Source organism: Rhodococcus sp. DT1 (assembly GCF_049844875.1).
GTDB lineage: Bacteria > Actinomycetota > Actinomycetes > Mycobacteriales > Mycobacteriaceae > Rhodococcus.
Genome location: NZ_JBNCLW010000001.1, coordinates 140,416 through 161,600 on the forward strand (window position 1 = coordinate 140,416; position 21,185 = coordinate 161,600).

Annotated in this window: 19 protein-coding genes; 15 read left to right on the top strand and 4 right to left on the bottom strand. The window is 68.0% G+C overall.

Translation table 11 applies throughout. From position 1 onward, the window contains the following. Window positions 1-76 precede the first annotated feature (76 nt). On the bottom strand, window positions 77-2,215 hold the full coding sequence (locus ACLQ3J_RS00645) for a RecQ family ATP-dependent DNA helicase (RefSeq protein ID WP_425901901.1): 2,139 nt from the start codon (window positions 2,213-2,215) through the stop codon (window positions 77-79). Window positions 2,216-2,580: 365 nt separating this feature from the next. Between ACLQ3J_RS00645 and ACLQ3J_RS00650 the strand changes: the two genes are divergently transcribed. After that, entirely contained in the window at window positions 2,581-4,167 is a 1,587-nt protein-coding gene (locus ACLQ3J_RS00650; RefSeq protein WP_169620514.1) for an acetyl-CoA hydrolase/transferase family protein, read from the top strand. 31 nt (window positions 4,168-4,198) lie between these two features. On the opposite strand, the gene ACLQ3J_RS00655 is transcribed toward ACLQ3J_RS00650, so the two are convergent. Next, complete coding sequence (locus ACLQ3J_RS00655) at window positions 4,199-4,837, bottom strand: DUF3515 domain-containing protein (protein ID WP_425901902.1); 639 nt, start codon at window positions 4,835-4,837, stop codon at window positions 4,199-4,201. Between the two features lie 109 nt (window positions 4,838-4,946). Here ACLQ3J_RS00655 and ACLQ3J_RS00660 point away from each other — a divergent pair, with 109 nt between their 5' ends. The 3 genes from ACLQ3J_RS00660 (at window position 4,947) to ACLQ3J_RS00670 (ending at window position 7,220) form a co-directional block, all read left to right on the top strand. Next, window positions 4,947-5,918, top strand: a complete 972-nt coding sequence (locus ACLQ3J_RS00660; RefSeq protein ID WP_296550968.1) for a thiamine-phosphate kinase — start codon at window positions 4,947-4,949, stop codon at window positions 5,916-5,918. A gap of 10 nt (window positions 5,919-5,928) precedes the next feature. Continuing rightward, window positions 5,929-6,450 carry a gamma carbonic anhydrase family protein gene (locus tag ACLQ3J_RS00665; protein ID WP_169620516.1) on the top strand — a complete coding sequence of 174 codons (522 nt, stop codon included), beginning with the start codon at window positions 5,929-5,931 and terminating at the stop codon, window positions 6,448-6,450. Between the two features lie 95 nt (window positions 6,451-6,545). Beyond that, window positions 6,546-7,220, top strand: coding sequence for a uracil-DNA glycosylase (locus tag ACLQ3J_RS00670; protein ID WP_169620714.1), 675 nt, complete (start codon window positions 6,546-6,548; stop codon window positions 7,218-7,220). A 24-nt stretch (window positions 7,221-7,244) separates the two neighbouring features. Here ACLQ3J_RS00670 and ACLQ3J_RS00675 read toward each other — a convergent pair whose 3' ends face one another. After that, window positions 7,245-8,039 carry an enoyl-CoA hydratase/isomerase family protein gene (locus ACLQ3J_RS00675; RefSeq protein ID WP_169620517.1) on the bottom strand — a complete coding sequence of 265 codons (795 nt, stop codon included), beginning with the start codon at window positions 8,037-8,039 and terminating at the stop codon, window positions 7,245-7,247. An 87-nt stretch (window positions 8,040-8,126) separates the two neighbouring features. Continuing rightward, window positions 8,127-8,315, bottom strand: coding sequence for a 50S ribosomal protein L28 (gene rpmB / locus ACLQ3J_RS00680; RefSeq protein WP_072698660.1), 189 nt, complete (start codon window positions 8,313-8,315; stop codon window positions 8,127-8,129). Between the two features lie 177 nt (window positions 8,316-8,492). Between rpmB and ACLQ3J_RS00685 the strand changes: the two genes are divergently transcribed. The 11 genes from ACLQ3J_RS00685 (at window position 8,493) to ACLQ3J_RS00735 (ending at window position 21,182) form a co-directional block, all read left to right on the top strand. Beyond that, window positions 8,493-10,205 carry a DAK2 domain-containing protein gene (locus tag ACLQ3J_RS00685; protein ID WP_296550949.1) on the top strand — a complete coding sequence of 571 codons (1,713 nt, stop codon included), beginning with the start codon at window positions 8,493-8,495 and terminating at the stop codon, window positions 10,203-10,205. Window positions 10,206-10,251: 46 nt separating this feature from the next. Further along, window positions 10,252-12,561 carry an ATP-dependent DNA helicase RecG gene (recG, locus tag ACLQ3J_RS00690; RefSeq protein ID WP_296550950.1) on the top strand — a complete coding sequence of 770 codons (2,310 nt, stop codon included), beginning with the start codon at window positions 10,252-10,254 and terminating at the stop codon, window positions 12,559-12,561. 196 nt (window positions 12,562-12,757) lie between these two features. Then, window positions 12,758-16,159 carry a pyruvate carboxylase gene (locus tag ACLQ3J_RS00695; RefSeq protein WP_296550951.1) on the top strand — a complete coding sequence of 1,134 codons (3,402 nt, stop codon included), beginning with the start codon at window positions 12,758-12,760 and terminating at the stop codon, window positions 16,157-16,159. Further along, the gene (gene rsmD, locus ACLQ3J_RS00700) at window positions 16,156-16,722 is read left to right on the top strand and encodes a 16S rRNA (guanine(966)-N(2))-methyltransferase RsmD (protein ID WP_378527915.1); all 567 of its coding nucleotides are present in this window, start codon (window positions 16,156-16,158) and stop codon (window positions 16,720-16,722) included. Before ACLQ3J_RS00695 ends, rsmD begins: the two co-directional genes overlap by 4 nt. Then, window positions 16,719-17,222 (top strand): pantetheine-phosphate adenylyltransferase, encoded by a 504-nt coding sequence (gene coaD / locus ACLQ3J_RS00705; RefSeq protein WP_169620522.1) that lies wholly within the window; start codon window positions 16,719-16,721, stop codon window positions 17,220-17,222. Before rsmD ends, coaD begins: the two co-directional genes overlap by 4 nt. A 140-nt stretch (window positions 17,223-17,362) precedes the next feature. After that, a complete protein-coding gene (locus tag ACLQ3J_RS00710; protein ID WP_169620523.1) occupies window positions 17,363-18,121 on the top strand; it encodes a DivIVA domain-containing protein in 759 nt (252 codons plus the stop codon). Between the two features lie 201 nt (window positions 18,122-18,322). Beyond that, on the top strand, window positions 18,323-18,847 hold the full coding sequence (locus tag ACLQ3J_RS00715) for a YceD family protein (protein WP_240952119.1): 525 nt from the start codon (window positions 18,323-18,325) through the stop codon (window positions 18,845-18,847). Between the two features lie 2 nt (window positions 18,848-18,849). After that, the gene (gene rpmF, locus ACLQ3J_RS00720; protein WP_006551208.1) at window positions 18,850-19,032 is read left to right on the top strand and encodes a 50S ribosomal protein L32; all 183 of its coding nucleotides are present in this window, start codon (window positions 18,850-18,852) and stop codon (window positions 19,030-19,032) included. A gap of 13 nt (window positions 19,033-19,045) precedes the next feature. Then, window positions 19,046-19,819, top strand: a complete 774-nt coding sequence (rnc, locus tag ACLQ3J_RS00725) for a ribonuclease III (RefSeq protein ID WP_169620525.1) — start codon at window positions 19,046-19,048, stop codon at window positions 19,817-19,819. 4 nt (window positions 19,820-19,823) lie between these two features. Next, complete coding sequence (gene mutM, locus ACLQ3J_RS00730; RefSeq protein WP_425901906.1) at window positions 19,824-20,687, top strand: bifunctional DNA-formamidopyrimidine glycosylase/DNA-(apurinic or apyrimidinic site) lyase; 864 nt, start codon at window positions 19,824-19,826, stop codon at window positions 20,685-20,687. Between the two features lie 57 nt (window positions 20,688-20,744). Beyond that, complete coding sequence (locus ACLQ3J_RS00735) at window positions 20,745-21,182, top strand: OsmC family protein (RefSeq protein WP_425901908.1); 438 nt, start codon at window positions 20,745-20,747, stop codon at window positions 21,180-21,182. The last annotated feature ends 3 nt before the right edge of the window (window positions 21,183-21,185 follow it).

Below are 21,185 nucleotides of genomic sequence, written 5' to 3' on the forward strand. Positions count from 1 at the left end.
GTCCGCGCTTCGTGCAGGTAGGACATGTGGTGTGATACCGGTCACGAACATGTAGCGTCTGGTCTCCTCGTAGCGATTACTTCGGGCTCGCGAGCGCGAACGGCAGCACCGCGTCGGCTCCGGCGGCGACGAGAGTCCTCGCCGCCATCGTGAGCGTCCAGCCGGTGTCGGTCACCGCATCGACGAGAAGGATCGGACCGCGCACTCCGCTGAGATCGGGCGTCTCCCACGCATCGACGAGCGCGGCGATCCGGTATGCCGAATTCGCGGCCGTCGCAGGGGGATGCCCCGTTCGGCGACGTAATACACCTAAATCCTGAAGTCGGCCCAGTTGTGACAGACGCGACGCGAGCGAGGCGGTGAGCACCGGGTGGTCCGGGGACTCGACGGCCATCACCGCGGTGGGTCGTTGCGCCCAATCCCAGGACGCGAGCACTGCCACCGACGCCTGCACCACCGCGTCGGGAACGGGACCGTCCGGAGCGTCGAGAAGCGCACGCAGGCGGGGACCCCAGCCCAGATCCGACAGTCTTCCCAGAACGCGCCCGGGCTCGGGGCCGTCGGTGATGCGACCCGAGAGCTTCACACCGAGCGTCGCCATGCCCGTCGGCCACTGCCGTCGCGGGGGGAGGTCGACGCCGGGGCGCTCGAGGCGAGCCTTCGTCCTGGCCACCTCCGCCTCGTCCACGACGTCGGACCATCGCGACCCCGTGCAGTTGTCGCACCGGCCGCATCCCGGGGTGTCCGCGGTGAGTTCCGGATCGTCGAGCTGGCGGCGAAGGAAGACCATGCGGCACTCGGTGGTGCGCTCGTACTCGATCATCGCGTTCTGTTCGGCGGTGCGGGCTTCTTCGAGGCGGGCATACCGCTCGGCGTCGTACACCCACGGTTGTCCCGTCGCGATCCAACCGCCCTTCACCCGGCGGACCGCTCCGTCCACGTCCAGCACCTTGAGCACCATCTCGAGCCGTGACCGGTTGAGGTCGACACGCGGCTCCAATGCCTGGGTCGACAGCGGCCGTTCCGGGTCGAGCGCCTCGATGACCCGGCGCACCAGCGACTCTTCCGGGAACGCCACGGAGGCGAACCACTGCCAGATCTGCCGGTCCTCGGGGCCGGGGAGAAGCACGACTTCCGCGCGGTCCGTCGAACGGCCGGCCCGGCCGACCTGCTGGTAATAGGAGATAGGAGAGGACGGCGCCCCGAGATGGACGACGAAGCCCAGATCGGGCTTGTCGAACCCCATGCCCAGCGCCGACGTGGCGACCAGCGCCTTGACGCGGTTGGCCAGAAGGTCCGACTCGAGCTGCTCCCGCTCGGCCGGGTCGGTCTGACCGGTGTACGCGGCGACGGCGTAGCCGTGGTCCGACAGCAGTGCCGCGAGATCGCGTGCGGCCGACACCGTCAGCGTGTACACGATGCCCGAACCCGGAAGCTCGTCCAGATGCTGGGCCAGCCAGGCCGCACGACGAGCCGGTTCGTCGATGCGGACCATCGACAGGTGCAGTGAGGGGCGGTCCAGTCCGCCGCGCAGAACGAGTGTTCCGTCGGACGACGACGCCGGCTCTCCGGGCACACCCGACCGGACCTGAGCGCCGACTCCCAGTTGCGCGGCGACGTCGGCGACCACCCGATCGTTGGCGGTCGCGGTGGTGGCCAGAACCGGCACTCCGTCGCCGAGGTCGGCGACGAGCGTGCGGATACGCCGGTAGTCGGGACGGAAATCGTGGCCCCAGTCCGATACACAGTGCGCTTCGTCCACGACGACGAGACCCGCGTCGCGTGCGAGAGCCGGGAGCACCTGATCGCGGAAGTCGGGGTTGTTGAGCCGTTCCGGACTGACGAGCAGGACGTCGACATCACCGGACCGGATCCGTTCGTGGATCTCGTCCCACTCCGTCATGTTGCCGGAGTTGATGGTCGCGGCCCGCACACCTGCTCGTTCGGCGGCGGCGACCTGGTTGCGCATCAGTGCCAGCAGTGGGGACACGATCACCGTCGGGCCGTGTCCGTGCGCCCGCAGCAGTTTGGCGGAGATGAAATAGACGGCGGATTTTCCCCAACCGGTGCGCTGGACCACGAGTGCCCGGCGGCGCTGGACGACGAGCGCCTCGATCGCGGTCCACTGGTCGTCGCGCAAGCGGGCGTCCGGTCCGGCAAGCTCTCGGAGGAGGTGTTCGGCGTCGTCGCGCAGACCGTCGGTGGGGATGCTCATTGCCCCATCGTGCCCGACATCACCGACTCGTACGGTGGCACTGCGAATCGGAGCGGCCCACCGTCGGCGGGTCGGGTACGCGTTTTTTCACGACGAGTGGCGCGTTCGTTCGGTGAGCGGTGCCGAGTGAGCGACGAACGCATCCAACGGTTGTCCTCCGTCCGCCTGCCCTGCGCCACCGTCCGCGCGACGCGCGGCGCCCGGGAACCTTGTGCGCAGAGCCGAAAGTATCTGTCACACAAGATGTTTGCCCGACAAGGTGGCGTATACGATACGACGCCGGACGCCGGCCGCAACGTGATCGGGATCGCGCCCGTTCGGCGAGTGTGATCGGCGAGTCTCTCGGCCCCTCTATCCTCATCGCCATGCACGCACCCACCCTTTCCTCTGCGCCGTCGAAGGCGGAGACAGTCGCCGGAGTCACCTCCGCGGGCCGCATCCGCAACGAATCCTTCAGGCGCAAGATCGTTTCCGCAGAGGAGGCGGTGCGGCACATTCGCTCCGGCGACACCGTCGCGATCAGTGGCTTCGCGAGCGCGGGTACCCCCAAGCGGGTCACTCCGGCACTGGCCGAGCACATTCGCCGTGCTCGGGCGGGCGGTGACGACTTCACGATCAATCTTCTCACCGGAGCCTCGGTGTCGACGGAGACCGAACGGTTGCTCGCCGAGGCGGACGGCATCGCTCTGCGCATGCCGTACCAAGCCGAGCCGACCGCGCGCGGACGTATCAACGACGGCCGCATGGATTACGTCGACATCCACCTGTCGCACGTGGCGCAGCAGGTGTGGGAGGGCTACTACGGGCACGTCGACGTCGCGGTCGTCGAAGTCTCCGGCATCACCGAGTCCGGTGAACTGATCCCCGCCACCTCCGTGGGAAACAACAAGACGTGGCTCGATGTCGCCGAGAAGATCGTGCTCGAGGTCAATTCCTGGATCCCCGATGCCATGGCCGGTGTCCACGACATCTACTACGGCACCGCGCTCCCGCCGCACCGCACCCCGATCCACCTCACCGATGTCGAGGACCGGATCGGGCAGCAGACCTTCCGGGTCGACCCGGCGCGCGTGGTCGCGGTGGTCGAGACCGATGTGTCGGACAGCGCGAACCCGCTGACCGCGCCGGACGCGACCAGCCAGGCCATCGCCGGGCACGTGCTCGACTTCTTCGCGCACGAGGTGGCGGCCGGGCGTCTCCCCGCCGACACTCTGCTGCCGCTGCAGTCCGGTGTCGGCAACGTTGCCAACGCGGTGCTCGCCGGACTCTCCAGCGGGCCGTACCGCGGGCTGACGTGCTACTCGGAAGTCATCCAGGACGGCATGCTGGAACTCATCGCGAACGGGACGGTGCGCTACGCGTCGTCCACCGCGCTCGCGCTGTCCGAGGCGGGCCTCGACGAGTTCGTGCGCAACATCGACTTCTACCGCAACCACATCGTGCTGCGCCCCCAGGAGATCAGCAACCATCCCGAGATCGTGCGCAGGCTCGGCATCATCGCCATGAACGGGATGCTCGAGGCCGACATCTACGGCAACGTCAATTCCACCCATGTCATGGGCACGCGCATCATGAACGGCATCGGTGGCTCGGGTGACTTCACCCGCAACGGTTACCTGTCGATGTTCCTCAGCCCGTCGACCGCGCGCAACGGAGCGATCTCCTCGATCGTGCCGATGGTGCCGCACGTCGACCACACCGAACACGACGTCCAGGTGATCGTCACCGAACAGGGCCTCGCCGACGTGCGCGGCCTGTCGCCGCGCCGGCGGTCCCGGGTGGTCATCGAGCGTTGTGCCCATCCCGATTTCCGGGCAGAACTACACGACTACGTCGATCGGGCCGAGGCGCTGCCCGGGGCCGGTCAGACGCCACACCTTCTCGACGAGGCGTTCTCGTTCCACAGCCGGTTCCAGCGCACCGGCACGATGCGCGCGGCCGCCGGGCAGTAACGGCACCGCCTCATCGGCAGCGGGTGACGGTTCAGGGCCCGCCGATCGGGGCGGGATCGATCTCCTGCTGGGGGAGCGTCTCGGCGATGGATGCCGAAACGTCTTGCAGCGGTGTCGGTCCCGACCCGTTGGGTACCGTCAGCGCGACGTAGACGGGACGGTCGACGGCGAACCACGTGCTCGCGTCGATGCCCTGCTGTGCGCCCGAGATCTCGAACCACTGGACCTGGTCGATGACCGTCAGCGCCGCGGCCTGATCGAATTCGGCGGGCCGCTCGAGTCCGCATCGCAACACGACCTCCCCGCCGTCTGCGGACTGCCACGCCGCGGCGCCGGCCGGTGCGGGATCGGCGAGTTCGGCGCGCGTGTAGTCGCCGAGATCCTCGGGCAGCGCGCCGAGCAGTGAGGTGCAGGATTCCGACTCGGCGTCGGGGGCGGGCACCGGACCCAGCCCGACCGGAGAGTTGACCGGGGTGCGCGCGACGAACACGGCGGCAACCACCACGCCCACCAGCAGTGCCACCGGCAGCGCGATCGCAGTCGCGATCAGTGCGGGATGGCGACGCGGTTCGGAGGGTGTCGCCTGCTCGGACCCGGCGGTGTCGGCGGGTTCCTGCTCGTCAGGACCCTGGTCGCCGGGTTCCTGCTCGAAAGAATGTGTGTTGTTCATGGTGTCCAGCGTCGGAGGGATGATGTCGGCAACGGTAGCGTGGAACGAACGTAGCAGGGGGCGTACCGGCCCGTATCCGCTGCCGACCGAGAAAGAGGCGCCCATCACCGTGGCAGATCAGACCGGCCCCACCGTCTCCGACATCGGCGAGTTTCCCGCCATCGCCCGTGCGATCGCGGGACGACGGCAACCCCGCACGACCCTGGTAGGACCGGGGCACGACTCTGCGGTCGTCGCCGCGGCCGACGGGAGAATCGCGGTATCCACCGACATGCTGGTCGAGGGCCGGCACTTTCGCTTCGATTGGTCGAGCCCGCACGAGGTCGGACGCAAAGCCGTCGCGCAGAACGGTGCCGATGTCGCCGCGATCGGGGCCCGGCCGGTCGCGTTCGTCGTGGGACTCGGCTGCCCGCCGGAGACGCCCGCCGCCGTGCTCGACGAGATCTCCGCAGGCATCGGTGAAGCAGCCGAAGCGCTCGGAGCAGGAGTTGTCGGCGGCGATCTCGTCCAGGCGCGCGAGGTGATCGTGTCGGTCACGGTCCTCGGTGACCTGGAGGGTCGTGCGCCGTTGCTGCGCTCGGGTGCCCGCCCCGGGGACGTCGTGGCTCTCGCCGGGAATGTGGGGCGGTCGGCAGCAGGTCTCGCCGTGCTCGTCGCCGGCCTCGACGGTTATCGGGATCTCGTCGACGCGCACCGCGTGCCCTCACCCCCGTACGACGCCGGCCCCGCCGCCGCCGATGCCGGTGCCCGCGCCGGAACCGACATCTCCGACGGTCTCGTCGCCGACCTCGGGCACATCGCCACCGCGTCGGACGTTGCGATCGATGTGGATCGCGCCGCGATCACACCCGACGAGCGTCTCGTCGCCGCCGGGGCGGAGTTGGGCGCGGACCCGTGGGAATGGGTGCTCGCAGGCGGCGAGGATCACGCGCTGGCAGCGTGCTTCCCGCCGGGCGTGATGCTGCCCAGCGGGTGGCGGCGCATCGGAACCGTGCGGCAGGGGCGCGGGGTGACCGTCGACGGCAGGCCTCCGGCCGGTCCCGGAGGGTGGCACAGCTTTTCGCCCGGTACCTCGAGATAGGTTGGGCGACATGGCTCTCTATGCACTCGGTGATCGCGTTCCCGATATCCACCCCGATGCCTGGATTCATCCCGATGCGGTCGTGATCGGAAACGTCACACTCGGTGCCCGCGCGTCGGTATGGCCCACGGCGGTCCTGCGCGCGGACTACGGGACGATCACCATCGGTGAGGAAACCAACATCCAGGACGGAACGATCGTCCACTGCACCGCGATCGAGCCCACCGTCATCGGCGCGCGGTGTGTGGTGGGGCACAACGTGCACATCGAGGGCGCGACGATCGGCGACGGCGCTCTCATCGGATCCGGATCGCTCGTCCTCAACGGATCGACCATCGGCGCCGGCGCCCAGGTTGCCGCCGGAGCGCTGATCCCGCCGCGATTCGAGTTGCCGGCCCGCCGGATGGCGATGGGCGTGCCCGCAAAGGTTCGCGACGGAGTCGAGATCCCGGAAGGCCACTTCGACGCGAACGCGAAGATGTATGCGGCCAACGCCGAGTACTACCGCACCGCACTGCGTCGCCTCGACTGACCGGGCCACCATCGTGTCGGGGGAAACCAGTGCAACGACCCGCGACAACAAGCACGAATCAGGAGCAGGAGAACGTGACAGAGCAGGCCGCCCGAGTGAGCAAGCCGTTGTCCGAGATCATCGAGCCCGGCTGGGCGCAGGCGCTCGCTCCGGTCGCCGACGACATCGCCTCGATGGGACAGTTCCTGCGGGCGGAACTGGCAGCGGGGCGTTCCTACCTTCCGGCCGGGGCCGATGTCTTGCGGGCATTCGCGCAACCCTTCGACGAGGTGCGGGTGCTCATCGTCGGACAGGATCCGTATCCGACTCCGGGACATGCTGTGGGGTTGAGCTTTTCGGTGGATCCGGCGGTACGGCCCATTCCCCGCAGCCTGACCAATATCTATCGCGAGTACACCGAGGATCTCGGATTGCCGCTGCCCCCGAACGGTGATCTCTCACCGTGGACCGAACGCGGCGTGCTGCTGCTCAACCGGGTTCTCACCGTAGCTCCGGGACAGGCCGCCTCACATCGGGGCAAGGGCTGGGAGAAAGTCACCGAGCAAGCGATCCGCGCGCTGGTTGCCCGTCGGGCACCGCTCGTCGCCATCCTGTGGGGTCGCGACGCCGGGACTCTCGTACCGATGCTCGGTGATGTGCCCACGGTGCAGTCGGCGCATCCGTCGCCGTTGTCGGCGTCGCGCGGATTCTTCGGGTCGCGGCCCTTCAGCCGGGCGAACGCGCTGCTCGTCGAACAGGGCGCGGAGCCGGTGGACTGGCGACTGGCCTGACCACCGGCACCGCACCGCACGTCGTCAGGAGCGAGCGCGCACAGCAGACCAGTCGGGGCGGCGCTTCTCGACGAACGAGTCGACGCCTTCGATGCCCGTGGGTGTGGTCGCGGCTGCCGAGATGGCAGCGGCTTCGGCGTCGAGATGATCGGAGAGCGACCGGGAATCGGACTCGGCGACGAGTTTCCGGATGGACGCGTACGACTGGGTCGGACCGTGAGCGAGGGTCCGGGCGATACGCAGCGCCTCGCTCCCGATCTCGTCGTCGGCCACCAACCTGCTGAGCAGTCCGAGCCGGACGCCTTCGTCGGCGTTGATCACCGCGTCGGTCATGATGATCTCCCGCGCGCGTGCAGGACCGACGATCCGGGGCAAGGTCCACGACATGCCGCCGTCGGGGGAAAATCCGATCGACGGGTAGGCGGCACGCATCTTGGTGCCGGGACCGGCGAGCGCGATGTCGGCATGCAGAACGATGCTCATGCCGGCGCCGGCGGCCCAGCCGTGCACAGCCGCGACGACCGGAACGCCGATCGCGTCGATCTCCCGGATGAAATCGTGGAACAGGTTCGCGATGTCGAACAGATGCGCGCCCCGGTCCTCGGCACCCGCGAAGCCGCGGACGTTGCCGCCCGCGCAGAAATTGCTGCCCTCGCCGACGAGCAGGACCGCACCGATCTCGGGACCGGCGGCCCGGAGTGCCGCGGTGCCCTGTTCCATCCCCGCGGGGGACAGGGAAGTGCCGTGCTCGGCGGTGGCCACGGCGATCTGCAGCACGCCGTCCTCGATCTGCACGAGGGACTTATTGTTTTCGCTCATTCCGGCACACTATCCGGCACCCGACGCGAACGACGAAGGCCCCCTGCGCTTTCGCGCCGGGGGCCTTCGTCTGCAGCTCGACCTAGGTCAGCGCGTAACCTTGCCTGCCTTCAGGCAGGAGGTGCACACGTTGATCTTGCGGGTGTTGCCCGGGGCAACCTGAGCGCGGACGCTCTGGATGTTCGGGTTCCAGCGACGATTGGTACGCCGGTGCGAGTGCGAGACCGACTTCCCGAAGCCGGGGCCCTTGGCGCATACGTCGCAGACGGCAGCCATGTCGCGAACTCCTTGTGTGTCTAGTGGATAATGCATCTTCTCTGGTCTTGCTTCGCGTCCTACAAACACGGGGAACAGGGTCACCCGTGCGAGGCAACCCAATCAGCTTAGCGAACTCCACGGCGGATGACCAAACCGGACGTATGCACGACCCCCGGCTACTCTTTCGGGCAGAGGATGAACAGCGACGTAGAGGGGTGTGAGCTGGTGCTCGAGGTCGGGGACACGGTCGGCGGGCGCGCGCTGCGGCGATGGGCCGAGATCGCGCTCGAAGCCCTCGAAGAGCGCCGCCACGAGATCAACACCCTCAACGTCTTCCCTGTTCCGGACGGCGATACCGGCACCAACCTCGTGCTCACTCTCCAGTCCGCCGTCGAGAACATCGGTGGCCCCGTCGACGGTGCGCTCACCGCGTGGGACGTGTCGGAGCGCCTGGCACGCGGCGCGTTCCTCGGCGCCCGGGGGAACTCGGGAGTCATCGTCGCCCAGGCCTTGCGAGGAGTCGCCGACGCCATGTCCGGGCACACCACCGTCGACGGCCGCGGACTCGCGGACGCACTGGCGCGGGCGTCGACACTGGTGATGAAAGCGCTGAGCACGCCCGCCGAAGGCACCATCGTCAGTGTCCTCGACGCCGCGGCGGACGGTGCGGAACGTGCGGCCCGTGACCCCGGTGCCACGGTCTGCGACGTCACGGTGGCCGCCGCCGACGCTGCAGCGGACGCCCTGCAGCGAACCCCTGCGCAACTCGACGTACTGGCCGAAGCGGGAGTCGTCGATGCCGGCGGCCTCGGACTCGTGATACTCCTCGACTGCCTGGTCGAAGTCACCACCGGGCAACGGCCCCGCCGTCGCATCCAGGTCACCGGACCACCCGTCCCGGCGGCGGCGAGTTCCGCGTCCGAACCCTCCCGTGCACCGCGGACCGAGACGCAGCAGGACTACGAAGTGATGTACGTCGTCGAGCGCGCCGAGATCGAGGACATCGACGTCCTCCGGGTCCGGCTCGACGCGCTGGGCGACTCGGTGGCGGTCGTCGGGGACGGCGCCGGGTCCTGGTCGGTCCATGTGCACTGCTGCGATCCCGGCGCTGCGGTGGAAGCCGGACTCGCCGCCGGTTCCCTGATCCGCATCGACATCACGTGCTTCGCGCTGGACGCCGCGACAGGCGACGCGTGCTCGGCGCAGCCCGGTATTCCCGCCACGGTGGTGCCGCTCACGGCAGTCGGTACCGCGCCGCGGGCTGTACTCGCTGTGGTGGCAGGCCACGGCACGAGGGAGTTGTTCGAATCCGAAGGTGCCGCCGTGTTGCACGCGGACACGGACTTCGGTCCGCACCTCCTCCTCGAGGCGATTCGCGCCCTGCCCAGCGGTGACGTGCTGGTCCTGCCGAACGGTTCACTGTCGGCGCAGGACGTCGTCGCCGTGGGTGTGCAGGCTCGGTCCGAGAACCGGAACGTGATGTTCCTGCCGAGTTCGTCGATGGTGCAGGGGCTGGCGGCGCTGGCCGTCCACGATCCCGGCCGCGCGACGGTCGACGACGCGTTCGCGATGTCCGAAGCCGCGGCCGCCGTCCGGTGGGGTTCGTTGCGCATAGCAGAGGAACGGGCTCTGACCTGGGTGGGAACGTGCGAGCCGGGCGACAGCCTCGGCTTGTCGGGACATGATGTCGTAGTCATCGAGCATGATCTGGTGGCAGCGGGAGTGTCTCTGCTCGACAAGATCCTCGCCGCGGGCGGAGAGCTCGTGACGATGCTGGTCGGCTCCGACGCTCCCGACGGACTTGCCGAGCAGCTGACCGAGCACCTCGATCGCCGTCATCCCGCGCTGGAGGTTGTGGTGTACCGGGGCGGCCAGTGCAGCGACCTGCTGCAGCTCGGCGTCGAGTAGTCGGTGCGCCGCGAGGGCCACCACACGGAATGCGGAAGGGACGGCAGTGGCGACACTCGCGGACCGGCTCGATCATCTCCTCGGGCACAAGACGGCGGATGCCCTGTCCGACGCGTTCGGGATGACCACCGTCGAGGACCTGCTGCGGCACTACCCGCACCGTTACGCGACGCAAGGAGCGGAACTCGGCGAGAGCCGCCCCGTCGAAGGCCAGCACATCACGATCATCGCGCGTGTCGAATCCGCCCAGGAAGTGCCGATGAAATCGCGCGCGGGCAAGCGACTCGCGGTCCGGCTGCGATCCGACCGGCACACCATCGACGTCACGTTCTTCAACCCGCACAAGGTCAAGCACAACATCAAACCGGGCGTCCGGGCGATGTTCTCCGGCACCGTCAAGTACTTCCGCGACAAGTGGAGCCTGACCCACCCCAGCTACGTGGTTCTGCCCGAACCTCGCACCGCCGACGACCTCGTCTCCGCAGCCCCCGCGCGCGTCCGAGGTGCGGGTGCGCTCGCCGGCCTCGCACGTACCGCGCAGGACGCGGCGGGTGTCGACATGTCGGTGTTCGACCGCGCGTTGATCCCGATGTACCCCGCGACCCGCGACGTCGAGTCGTGGACGGTGATGCGCTGTGTGCGCCAAGTCCTCGACCAGCTCGATCCCGTGGAAGACCCGCTGCCCGACTGGGTGCTGGCCGACCGGGGTTTCATCGGCCTCGACGAGGCGCTGCGCTCGGTCCATCTCCCCGACACCAAGGAGGAGGTGGACCGCGCCCGCGACCGGCTCAAGTTCGACGAAGCCACGGCCGTGCAGCTCGTGCTGGCGCAACGGCGCCACGACGTGGAGGTGCGCTCGGCACCGGCGTGCGCGCGCCGCGACGGGGGACTGGCCGAGGAGTTCGATCGGCGTCTGCCCTTCGAGCTGACCGCGGGCCAGCTCGCCGTCGCCGAAGAGATCTCCGCCGACGTGTCGCGTCCGCACCCGATGAACCGGTTGCTACAGGGCGAGGTGGGTTCCGGTAAGACGATCGTGGCGTTGCGGGCGATGCTGCAGGTGATCGACGCGGGACACCAGTGTGCGCTGCTCGCACCCACCGAGGTGCTCGCGGCGCAGCACGCCCGGTCATTGACCGCGATGCTCGGCGATCTGGCGTCGGCCGGAGAACTCGGAGCTCATGAACTCGCGACCCGCGTGACTCTGCTCACCGGCTCGATGAGTACGGCCCGGAAGCGGAAGGCGCTCAACGAGGCGGTCACCGGCGACGCCGGGATCGTCATCGGCACGCACGCGCTGATCCAGGACGGTGTGAACTTCTTCGACCTGGGACTGGTCGTCGTCGACGAGCAACACCGCTTCGGTGTCGAACAGCGTGATTCGCTGCGTTCCCGCGGCCGCGACGGCGCGTCCCCGCACGTGCTCGTGATGACCGCGACACCGATCCCGCGCACCATCGCGATGACGGTGCTCGGCGACCTCGAGGTCTCCACCCTCCGGGAACTGCCGCGTGGTCGTTCGCCGATCGTGAGCCGGGTGGTGCCGGCGAAAGTGCATCCGACGTGGGTCGACCGCGCCTGGGAACGCATCCGGGAAGAGGTCGCGGACGGCAGGCAGGCCTATGTGGTGTGCTCGAGGATCGGCGACGGAGATACCGACGAGGACCTCCCCGTCGACCCGGGCGAGCAGGGTGCCGCACCGGCCGGCAAGTCACGCGCACGCGCGTCCGGTGCGCAGGAGCCTCCCGAGACCACCTCCGTGCTCGAACTTCACGAGATGCTCGCCTCCGGCCCTCTCCGCGATCTGAACGTCGGGCTCCTCCACGGCCGGTTGCCCGCCGACGACAAGGACGCGGTCATGCGCGAGTTCAACGACGGTGCCGTCGACGTGCTCGTCTGCACCACCGTCGTCGAGGTCGGCGTCGACGTGCCGAACGCGACCGTGATGGTGATCGTCGATGCCGACCGATTCGGTGTGAGCCAGTTGCACCAGTTGCGCGGGCGCGTCGGCCGAGGTGGTCACCAGGGCTTGTGCCTGCTGGTGACGGACACGAAGCCGGGATCCCCGACGATGACCCGCCTCCAGGCGGTCGCGGGAACGACCGACGGGTTCGAACTCGCGCAACTCGACCTGCAGTTGCGCCGCGAGGGCGATGTTCTGGGCAAGGCGCAGTCAGGCACGGTGACCACGCTGCGTCTGCTTTCGCTCGTCGACGACGGGGACGTCATCGAAGCCGCCCGGGCGTTCGCGCGGACCGTCACCGATCAGGACCCGGGACTACGGGAGCACCCGGGTCTGGCGAGCATGGTGACGGCCGCGCTCGACACCGAGAGCATCGAGTATCTGGACAAGTCCTGAGCCGGGATTTCGGTGTTACGTTTCGCGCACCGTCTCCGGGAGCGGGCCGAGAGGTTACGGCGACAGGGCTGTGGGGATTGCCGGCGTGTTACCTCTGAGACGTCTGAATTGTTCCAGTCGTCACAGGTAGCCACACTTTCCCAGGATATGGAACCGGGGCAGCGATTCGATTGTTACGTCGCGGTACCGTCGTCCAATGTTCTCCAAAGTGCTTGTCGCCAACCGTGGCGAGATCGCGATCCGGGCGTTCCGTGCCGCCTACGAACTGGGCGCCGGAACTGTCGCGGTGTTCCCGTACGAAGACCGCAACTCGCTCCACCGCCTGAAAGCGGACGAGGCGTACCAGATCGGTGAGGAAGGCCATCCCGTCCGGACGTACCTGTCCGTGGACCGGATCGTCGACGCCGCCGTGTCCGCCGGGGCCGACGCGATCTATCCCGGTTACGGCTTCCTCTCGGAGAACCCCGAACTGGCAGCGGCATGCGCGAACGCCGGCATCACCTTCGTCGGCCCGCCCGCCGAGATCCTCGAGCTGACCGGAAACAAGGCGCGCGCGATCGCAGCGGCGAAAGCCGCCGGTCTGCCGGTGCTGGCGTCGTCGGAACCCTCCGCCGACGTCGACGCTCTGGTGGCCGCGTCCGAGAACATGCATTTCCCGATCTTCGTCAAGGCCGTCGCCGGTGGTGGCGGACGAGGCATGCGCCGCGTCGCCGAGCCCGACCAGTTGCGGGAGTCCATCGAAGCCGCGTCGCGTGAAGCCGACGCCGCCTTCGGCGATCCGACCGTGTTCCTCGAGCAGGCCGTGGTCAACCCCCGGCACATCGAGGTGCAGATCCTCGCCGACAACTACGGCAACGTCATCCATCTCTACGAGCGCGACTGCTCGCTTCAGCGCCGCCACCAGAAGGTGATCGAGTTGGCGCCCGCGCCGAACCTCGACCCCGCCCTCCGCGATCGCATCTGCGCGGACGCGGTCGCGTTCGCACGGGAGATCGGTTACCAGTGCGCCGGCACGGTCGAATTCCTCGTCGACGAGCGCGGCAACCACGTGTTCATCGAGATGAACCCGCGCATCCAGGTCGAGCACACGGTCACCGAGGAGATCACCGACGTCGACCTCGTCCAGGCACAGCTGCGCATCGCAGCCGGCGAATCGCTCGAGGACCTGGGGCTGAGCCAGGACAAGATCACCATCCGCGGTGCCGCGCTGCAGTGCCGCATCACGACGGAGGATCCCGCCAACGGGTTCCGGCCCGATACCGGACGCATCACCGGCTACCGGACTCCCGGCGGTGCAGGTATCCGCCTCGACGGTGGCACCTCGGTGGGTGCCGAGATCTCGGCGCACTTCGACTCCATGCTCGTCAAGCTCACCTGCCGCGGCCGCGACTTCGACGCGGCGGTGGCGCGTGCACGCCGCGCGGTCGCCGAGTTCCGTATCCGCGGAGTCTCCACCAACATCCCGTTCCTCCAGGCCGTCCTCGTCGACGAGGACTTCCGGGCCGGGCGCGTCAACACCTCGTTCATCGAGCAGCGCCCGCAGCTTCTGACGCTGCGCTCGTCGGCGGACCGCGGAACGAAAATCCTCACCTACCTGGCCGACGTCACGGTCAACAAACCGCACGGCGAGCGGCCGACGACGGTTTACCCGCACGACAAGCTGCCGGACATCGATCTGAGCACCCCGCCGCCGGCAGGCTCGCGGCAACGGCTTCTCGAACTCGGCCCCGAGGGGTTCGCACGCGCCCTGCGCGAGCAGAAGGCGGTCGGCGTCACCGACACCACCTTCCGCGATGCGCACCAGTCGCTGCTCGCGACGCGGGTCCGCAGCAAGGACCTGCTCACCGTCGCCGGGCACGTCGCCCGCATGACGCCCGAACTGCTCTCGATCGAGGCCTGGGGCGGCGCGACCTACGACGTGGCACTGCGCTTCCTGCACGAGGATCCGTGGGAACGGCTCGCCGCACTGCGCGAAGCGATCCCGAACATCAATCTCCAGATGCTCCTGCGGGGCCGCAACACCGTCGGCTACACCCCGTACCCCGAGGCCGTGACCCGTGCCTTCGTGCAGGAAGCCGCGGCCACGGGCATCGACATCTTCCGCATCTTCGACGCACTCAACAATGTCGATCAGATGCGGCCCGCGATCGACGCGGTCCGGGAGACCGGCACGACGATCGCCGAGGTCGCCCTCTCGTACACCGGTGATCTGTCGAACCCGAACGAGACGATCTACACCCTCGACTACTACCTGAAGCTGGCCGAGCAGATCGTCGAGGCCGGCGCGCATGTGCTCGCCATCAAGGACATGGCCGGACTTCTGCGCGCACCCGCCGCGGCCACTCTCGTGTCGGCATTGCGCAAGAATTTCGACCTCCCGGTGCATGTGCACACCCACGACACCCCGGGTGGCCAGCTGGCGACCTACCTCGCGGCGTGGCACGCGGGTGCCGACGCGGTCGACGGTGCGTCGGCGGCGTTGGCCGGAACGACGAGCCAGCCGGCGTTGTCGGCGATCGTGGCCGCAGCGGCGAACAGCGAGTTCGACACAGGCCTGGATCTGCAGGCCGTGTGCGACCTCGAGCCGTACTGGGAGGCGCTGCGCAAGGTCTACAAGCCGTTCGAGTCGGGCCTTCCGGCTCCGACCGGTCGCGTCTACACCCACGAGATTCCGGGTGGTCAGCTGTCGAACCTGCGTCAGCAGGCCATCGCATTGGGTCTCGGCGACCGCTTCGAAGACGTCGAGGCGGCGTACGCCGGAGCCGACCGCCTGCTCGGGCGGCTCATCAAGGTCACACCGTCGTCGAAGGTGGTCGGCGACCTCGCGCTGCACCTCGTCGGTGCGGGCGTGTCGGTCGACGAGTTCGCGGCGGACCCGGGCAAGTTCGACATCCCGGATTCGGTGATCGGATTCCTGCGCGGCGACCTGGGCACGCCGGCGGGCGGATGGCCCGAGCCGTTCCGCAGCAAGGCGCTGGCCGGCCGTGCCGACGCGAAGCCGGAAAAGCAGCTGACCGCGGACGAAGAAAAAGGCCTGGTCGCGTCGTCGTCCGAACGCCGGCGCACGCTCAACCGGCTGCTGTTCCCCGGCCCCGCCAAGGACTTCGAGAACCACCGCGAGCAGTACGGGGACACCACAGAGCTGTCCGCCAACCAGTTCTTCTACGGGCTCCGGCAGAGTGACGAACACCGGGTGCGCCTGGACAAGGGCGTCGAACTGCTCATCGGCCTCGAGGCGATCTCGGACGCCGACGAGCGCGGTTTCCGCACGGTGATGTGCATTCTCAACGGGCAGTTGCGCCCGGTGGCGGTGCGTGACCGCTCCGTCGCGTCCGAGGTGCCCGCGGCGGAGAAGGCCGACCGGAACCACCCGGGCCACGTCGCGGCGCCGTTCGCCGGAATGGTGACCCTGGTGGTCTCCGAAGGCCAGACCGTCTCGGCCGGCGACACCGTCGCGACCATCGAGGCGATGAAGATGGAAGCGGCGATCACCGCTCCTCGCGGAGGCCGCGTCGCGCGGGTCGCGATCGGTCCTGTGCAGCAGGTCGAAGGCGGCGACCTCCTCGTGGAGGTGTCCACCGCGGACAGCGCCGAGTGACACGCATCGTTGCCGGGACGGCCGGGGGGCGGCGCCTGAAGGTGCCGCCCCGCGGGACCCGGCCTACCTCGGAGCGGGTGCGCGAGGCGCTCTTCAGTTCGCTCGAAGCACGAATGGACCTCGACGGCGCCGCGGTCCTGGACCTGTTTGCCGGGTCGGGCGCACTCGGCCTCGAAGCACTGTCGAGGGGCGCTGCTCATGCCCTGCTCGTCGAATCGGATGCGAAAGCGGCCGCGGTGATCCGGGAGAACATCGCGACCGTGCGGGTGCCGGGAGCCGTCTTGCGCACGGCACCGGTGGCGGCGGTGCTCGCCGCTCCCGCCGACCGGGTGTACGACCTCGTGCTCGCCGACCCGCCCTACGCCGTGGACGAGCAGCAGATCGCGGCGATACTGGACGCGCTCCTTGCCGGCGGCTGGGTAGGGGAGGACTCCGTCGTGGTGCTCGAGCGGTCGTCACGATCACCGGAAACGGTGTGGCCGGACGCATTCGAGCCGGGACGTACACGTAGATATGGGGAGAGCAGGATCGAAATCGCTACCTGCTACGGTGCTGGGTCATGAGCCGCGCGGTCTGCCCAGGATCCTTCGACCCGGTGACCAACGGGCACCTCGACGTCATCGGACGGACTTCCCTCCAGTTCGACGAGGTCGTGGTGACGGTGGTGATCAACCCGAACAAACAGGGGATGTTCACCGTTCCGGAGCGACTCGACATGCTCGCCGAAGCGACATCGCATCTGGGGAACGTGACCGTCGATTCGTGGCAGGGCCTTCTCGTCGACTACGCGAAGGCGAACGACATCTCCGCGATCGTCAAAGGCCTGCGCGGCGCCAACGACTTCGACTACGAGTTGCAGATGGCCCAGATGAACCACAAGCTCACCGGTGTCGACACCCTGTTCGTAGCGACCAATCCCGCATTCGGTTACCTCTCCAGTTCACTGGTCAAAGAGGTCGCGACGTACGGGGGAGACGTGCACGACATGCTGCCCGCGGCCGTCCACGAACGGCTGCTCGCCCGCATCGCGGAACGGGCCGCTGCCCGCAACGGCGGCCGCTGAGCGAGACTTCTCACACTCTCTCCGGTTTCTCGCGGTTTCTCGACACACCGGCGCGGGGAACACCTGCTGGGGCCGCGCTGCGGCAGACTGGATGCGGCACGGTCGCAGCGGCCGGGTGAAGCGAGTGATTGGGGTAGAACGTGTACCGGGTATTCGAGGCACTCGACGAACTGGTCGCGATCGTCGAAGAGGCGCGCAGCGTCCCGATGACCGCGAGCTGTGTGGTTCCCCGCGGTGACGTACTCGAGCTTCTCGACGACGTCCGCGACGCACTGCCGCCCGAACTCGACGATGCACAGGACGTCCTCGACCATCGCGACAAGCTGATCGACGACGCGCGTGCGCAAGCCGACAAGACCGTCGGAGACGCCGACGAGGAGGCCCGCGCGCTCCTCGAGAACGCGCGCGCCGACGCCGACCGGATGCTCGCGGACGCGAAGGCCCAGGCCGATCGCATGGTCGGGGAGGCGCGTGCGCACGCCGACGAACTGGTGCAGGACGCGCGGGTCGAAGCGGACGATCTCATCACCGACGGCAAGCAGCAGTACGAACTTCTCACCGGCAGGGCACGCGCCGACGCCGAACGTCTGGCCGAGGCCGGGCAGGCCTCGTACGAGCGGTCGGTGGCCGACGGTGAGGCGGAGAAGGCACGCCTGGTGTCGCAGACCGAAGTGGTGCAGGCCGCGCACGCGGAGTCGGCCCGGGTCATCGACTCCGCCCACGCCGAGTCGGACCGGTTGCGCACCGAATGCGACGAATACATCGACAGCAAGCTCGCGGAGTTCGAGGAACTCCTCGGAGGCACGCTGCGGTCGGTAGGCCGCGGACGTCAGCAGTTGCGTACCTCCGGCGTTCCCGACTACGCGGAAGCCGATCATCGCGCTGTACGCCGGCGCTGACCGACGCAGCGAGCCGGAGTATCCGACGGTTTCCTGCCGGGGGCGTGATCGCGTATTATAGAACGGTTGCCCAATCACTTGGCAGTGCCGTCTATCCGAAAGTGAGTTTTCGTGTCCTCCCGCCATACCAACGCGTCTCGTCGCGATCGAGAGGGCGGTCTGGTTCTGGATACGCTCTCCCTGGGCAGGCGCCCAGGCTCCATGCGTACGGTAGAGCGCGTCGTTCCGTCTCCCTCTCGGATCGGGCTCGATCTGATCGCGATCGAGCCAGGAACCGATATCGCACTCGATCTTCGGATGGAGGCGGTGTCCGAAGGTGTTCTGGTCACGGGTACAGTTCGATCCGAGGCTGTCGGTGAGTGCTCGCGTTGTCTCGAGCAGTTCACCGAACCTGTCGATCTGTTTCTCACCGAGTTGTTCGCCTACCCGAACAGCGTCACGGATCAGACTTCCGCCGAAGATGAGGTCTACCGGGTCGAAGACGACCTGATCGACCTCGAACCCGTCCTCGTCGATGCCGTGGGCCTGGAGCTTCCGCTCCAGCCGCTGTGCAGCGACGACTGTGCGGGCTTGTGTCCCGAATGCGGCATTCGCCTGGCGATTGCGGAATCCGGGCACGGGCATGAGATAATGGATCCTCGCTGGGCTGGGTTGGCAGCCAAGTTCGGTGCAGGCTCCGAAAAATCCAGCAGTGAAATCGTCAGCATGAACAACGAGGAGAAGTAGACGTGGCCGTCCCCAAGCGCAGAATGTCGCGTTCCAATACCCGGTCGCGGCGCAGCCAGTGGAACACCACTGCGCCGACGCTCGTTACCTGCCCGAACCGTGGCTGCGGCGAGAAGAAGCTGCCCCACGTGGCGTGCCCGTCGTGCGGTACGTACAACGGCCGTCAGGTGACCGCGCCCGTCTAGTAACGGTATTCACGTGACGAGCAAGTCGACCAATACACCACCCGTGGGCGACGAGGAGCAGTACACACCTCTCCTCGTCGCCCTCGGCGTGACTTTGGAACCCGAATTATTGATCCTGGCGTTGACGCACCGCTCGTACGCGTACGAGAACGGCGGTCTTCCCACCAACGAACGTCTCGAGTTTCTCGGCGACGCGGTCCTCGGACTCGCCGTCACGGAAAAGCTCTATCTGACCCACCCGGACAAGTCCGAGGGTGAGCTCGCGAAGATCCGTGCGAGCGTCGTCAACATGCACGCTCTCGCGGAGGTCGCGCGCAAGCTCGGCCCCGGCGGACTCGGCGCACACCTGCTTCTCGGTAAGGGTGAAGAACTCACCGGAGGCAAGGACAAGGCCAGCATTCTCGCCGACGGCATGGAATCCCTGCTCGGCGCCGTGCATCTGCAGCACGGCATCGACGTGGCCCGCGAGGTGGTACTGCGTCTGTTCAGTGATCTCCTCGAGCGCGGCCCGCGCCTGGGCGCCGGTCTCGACTGGAAGACGAGCCTGCAGGAACTCACTGCGGAGCGGGGCCTCGGTGTTCCGGTGTACGAGATCACCGCGACCGGGCCCGATCACGACAAGGAATTCACCGCCACCGCGATCATCGGCGGTACTCCACTCGGTGTCGGCATAGGCCGGACCAAGAAGGAAGCAGAGCAGAAGGCGGCAGCCACGGCGTGGCAGGCGCTCTCCGATCAGTCCGCCGGCGAGACCGCAGAGACGGACGCTTCTTCCGAGGACGCCTGAGCACGTGCCCGAACTCCCCGAGGTGGAAGTGGTCCGTCGGGGTCTCGAGGCGCACATCCTCGGCGCGACCATCGAGTCCGTTCAGGTTCTGCATCCGCGCGCGGTGCGCCGGCACGAACCGGGACCGCGTGATCTCGCGCTGCAACTGACCGGGCAGCACATCACCGCAGCGGAGCGGCGCGGCAAGTACATGTGGCTCGTGCTCGAGCCCGGCGACATCGCACTCGTCGTACACCTCGGGATGAGCGGTCAGATGCTCGTGCAACCCCCGACGGTGCCCCAGGAGAAGCATTTACGCATCCGGGCGGTCCTCGACAACGGGGCAGAACTGCGCTTCGTCGACCAGCGGACGTTCGGGGGATGGGCGCTCGCGCCGCTCCTCGACGTCGACGGAGCACGCGTCCCGCTGCCGGTCGCGCACATCGCGCGCGACCCCATGGATCCGCGGTTCGACCCTGATGCGGTCGTAAAGGTGTTGCGCGGCAAGCACACCGAGATCAAACGAGCACTCCTCGATCAAACGGTGGTGTCCGGCATCGGGAACATCTACGCCGACGAAGCGCTGTGGCGCGCCAAGATCCACGGCAACCGCCTCACCGACAGCCTGTCCGGACCGAAACTGAAATCGGTCCTCGAGGCAGCGCGAGAGGTGATGGGGGAGGCGCTCGACCAGGGCGGCACCTCGTTCGATGCGTTGTATGTCAACGTGAACGGTGAATCGGGCTACTTCGAGCGGTCGCTCAACGTGTACGGCCAGGAGAACCTGCCGTGCAGGCGGTGCGGGGCTCCCATCCGGCGTGAGAAGTTCATGAACCGCTCCTCGTACAGTTGCCCCAAGTGCCAGCCGCGGCCGCGCGCCGGGCGGTGAGCGGATCCGAGGTCCTGCGTGCGGTCCGTGTCGGCCGCGCATGGCAGGATTCTCCGTATGGCTGACCCGACTCCTGATACCGCGCCCACCGAGTTGTGGGTGGAGCGCACCGGCACTCGTCGCTACACCGGCCGCAGTTCACGCGGCGCCGAAGTGGCCATCGGTTCCGAGGGCGTCGAAGGGGTGTTCACCCCCGGAGAACTGCTCAAGATCGCACTCGCCGCATGCTCGGGGATGAGCTCGGACTTTCCGCTCTCCCGCAGGCTCGGCGACGATTACGACGCGACCATCCGCGTCGCGGGTGCCGCCGATCGTGAGAACGAGGTCTACCCGCACCTGGCCGAGAACCTCGAGGTCGACATGTCCGAACTCGACGCCGACGCGCAGCAACGCCTCATCGCACTCGTCGAGCGTTCCATCGCCAAGGTGTGCACCGTCGGACGCACTCTCGAGCGCGGCACCCAGGTGACGCTGACCGTCACCCCGGACGCGTAGGGA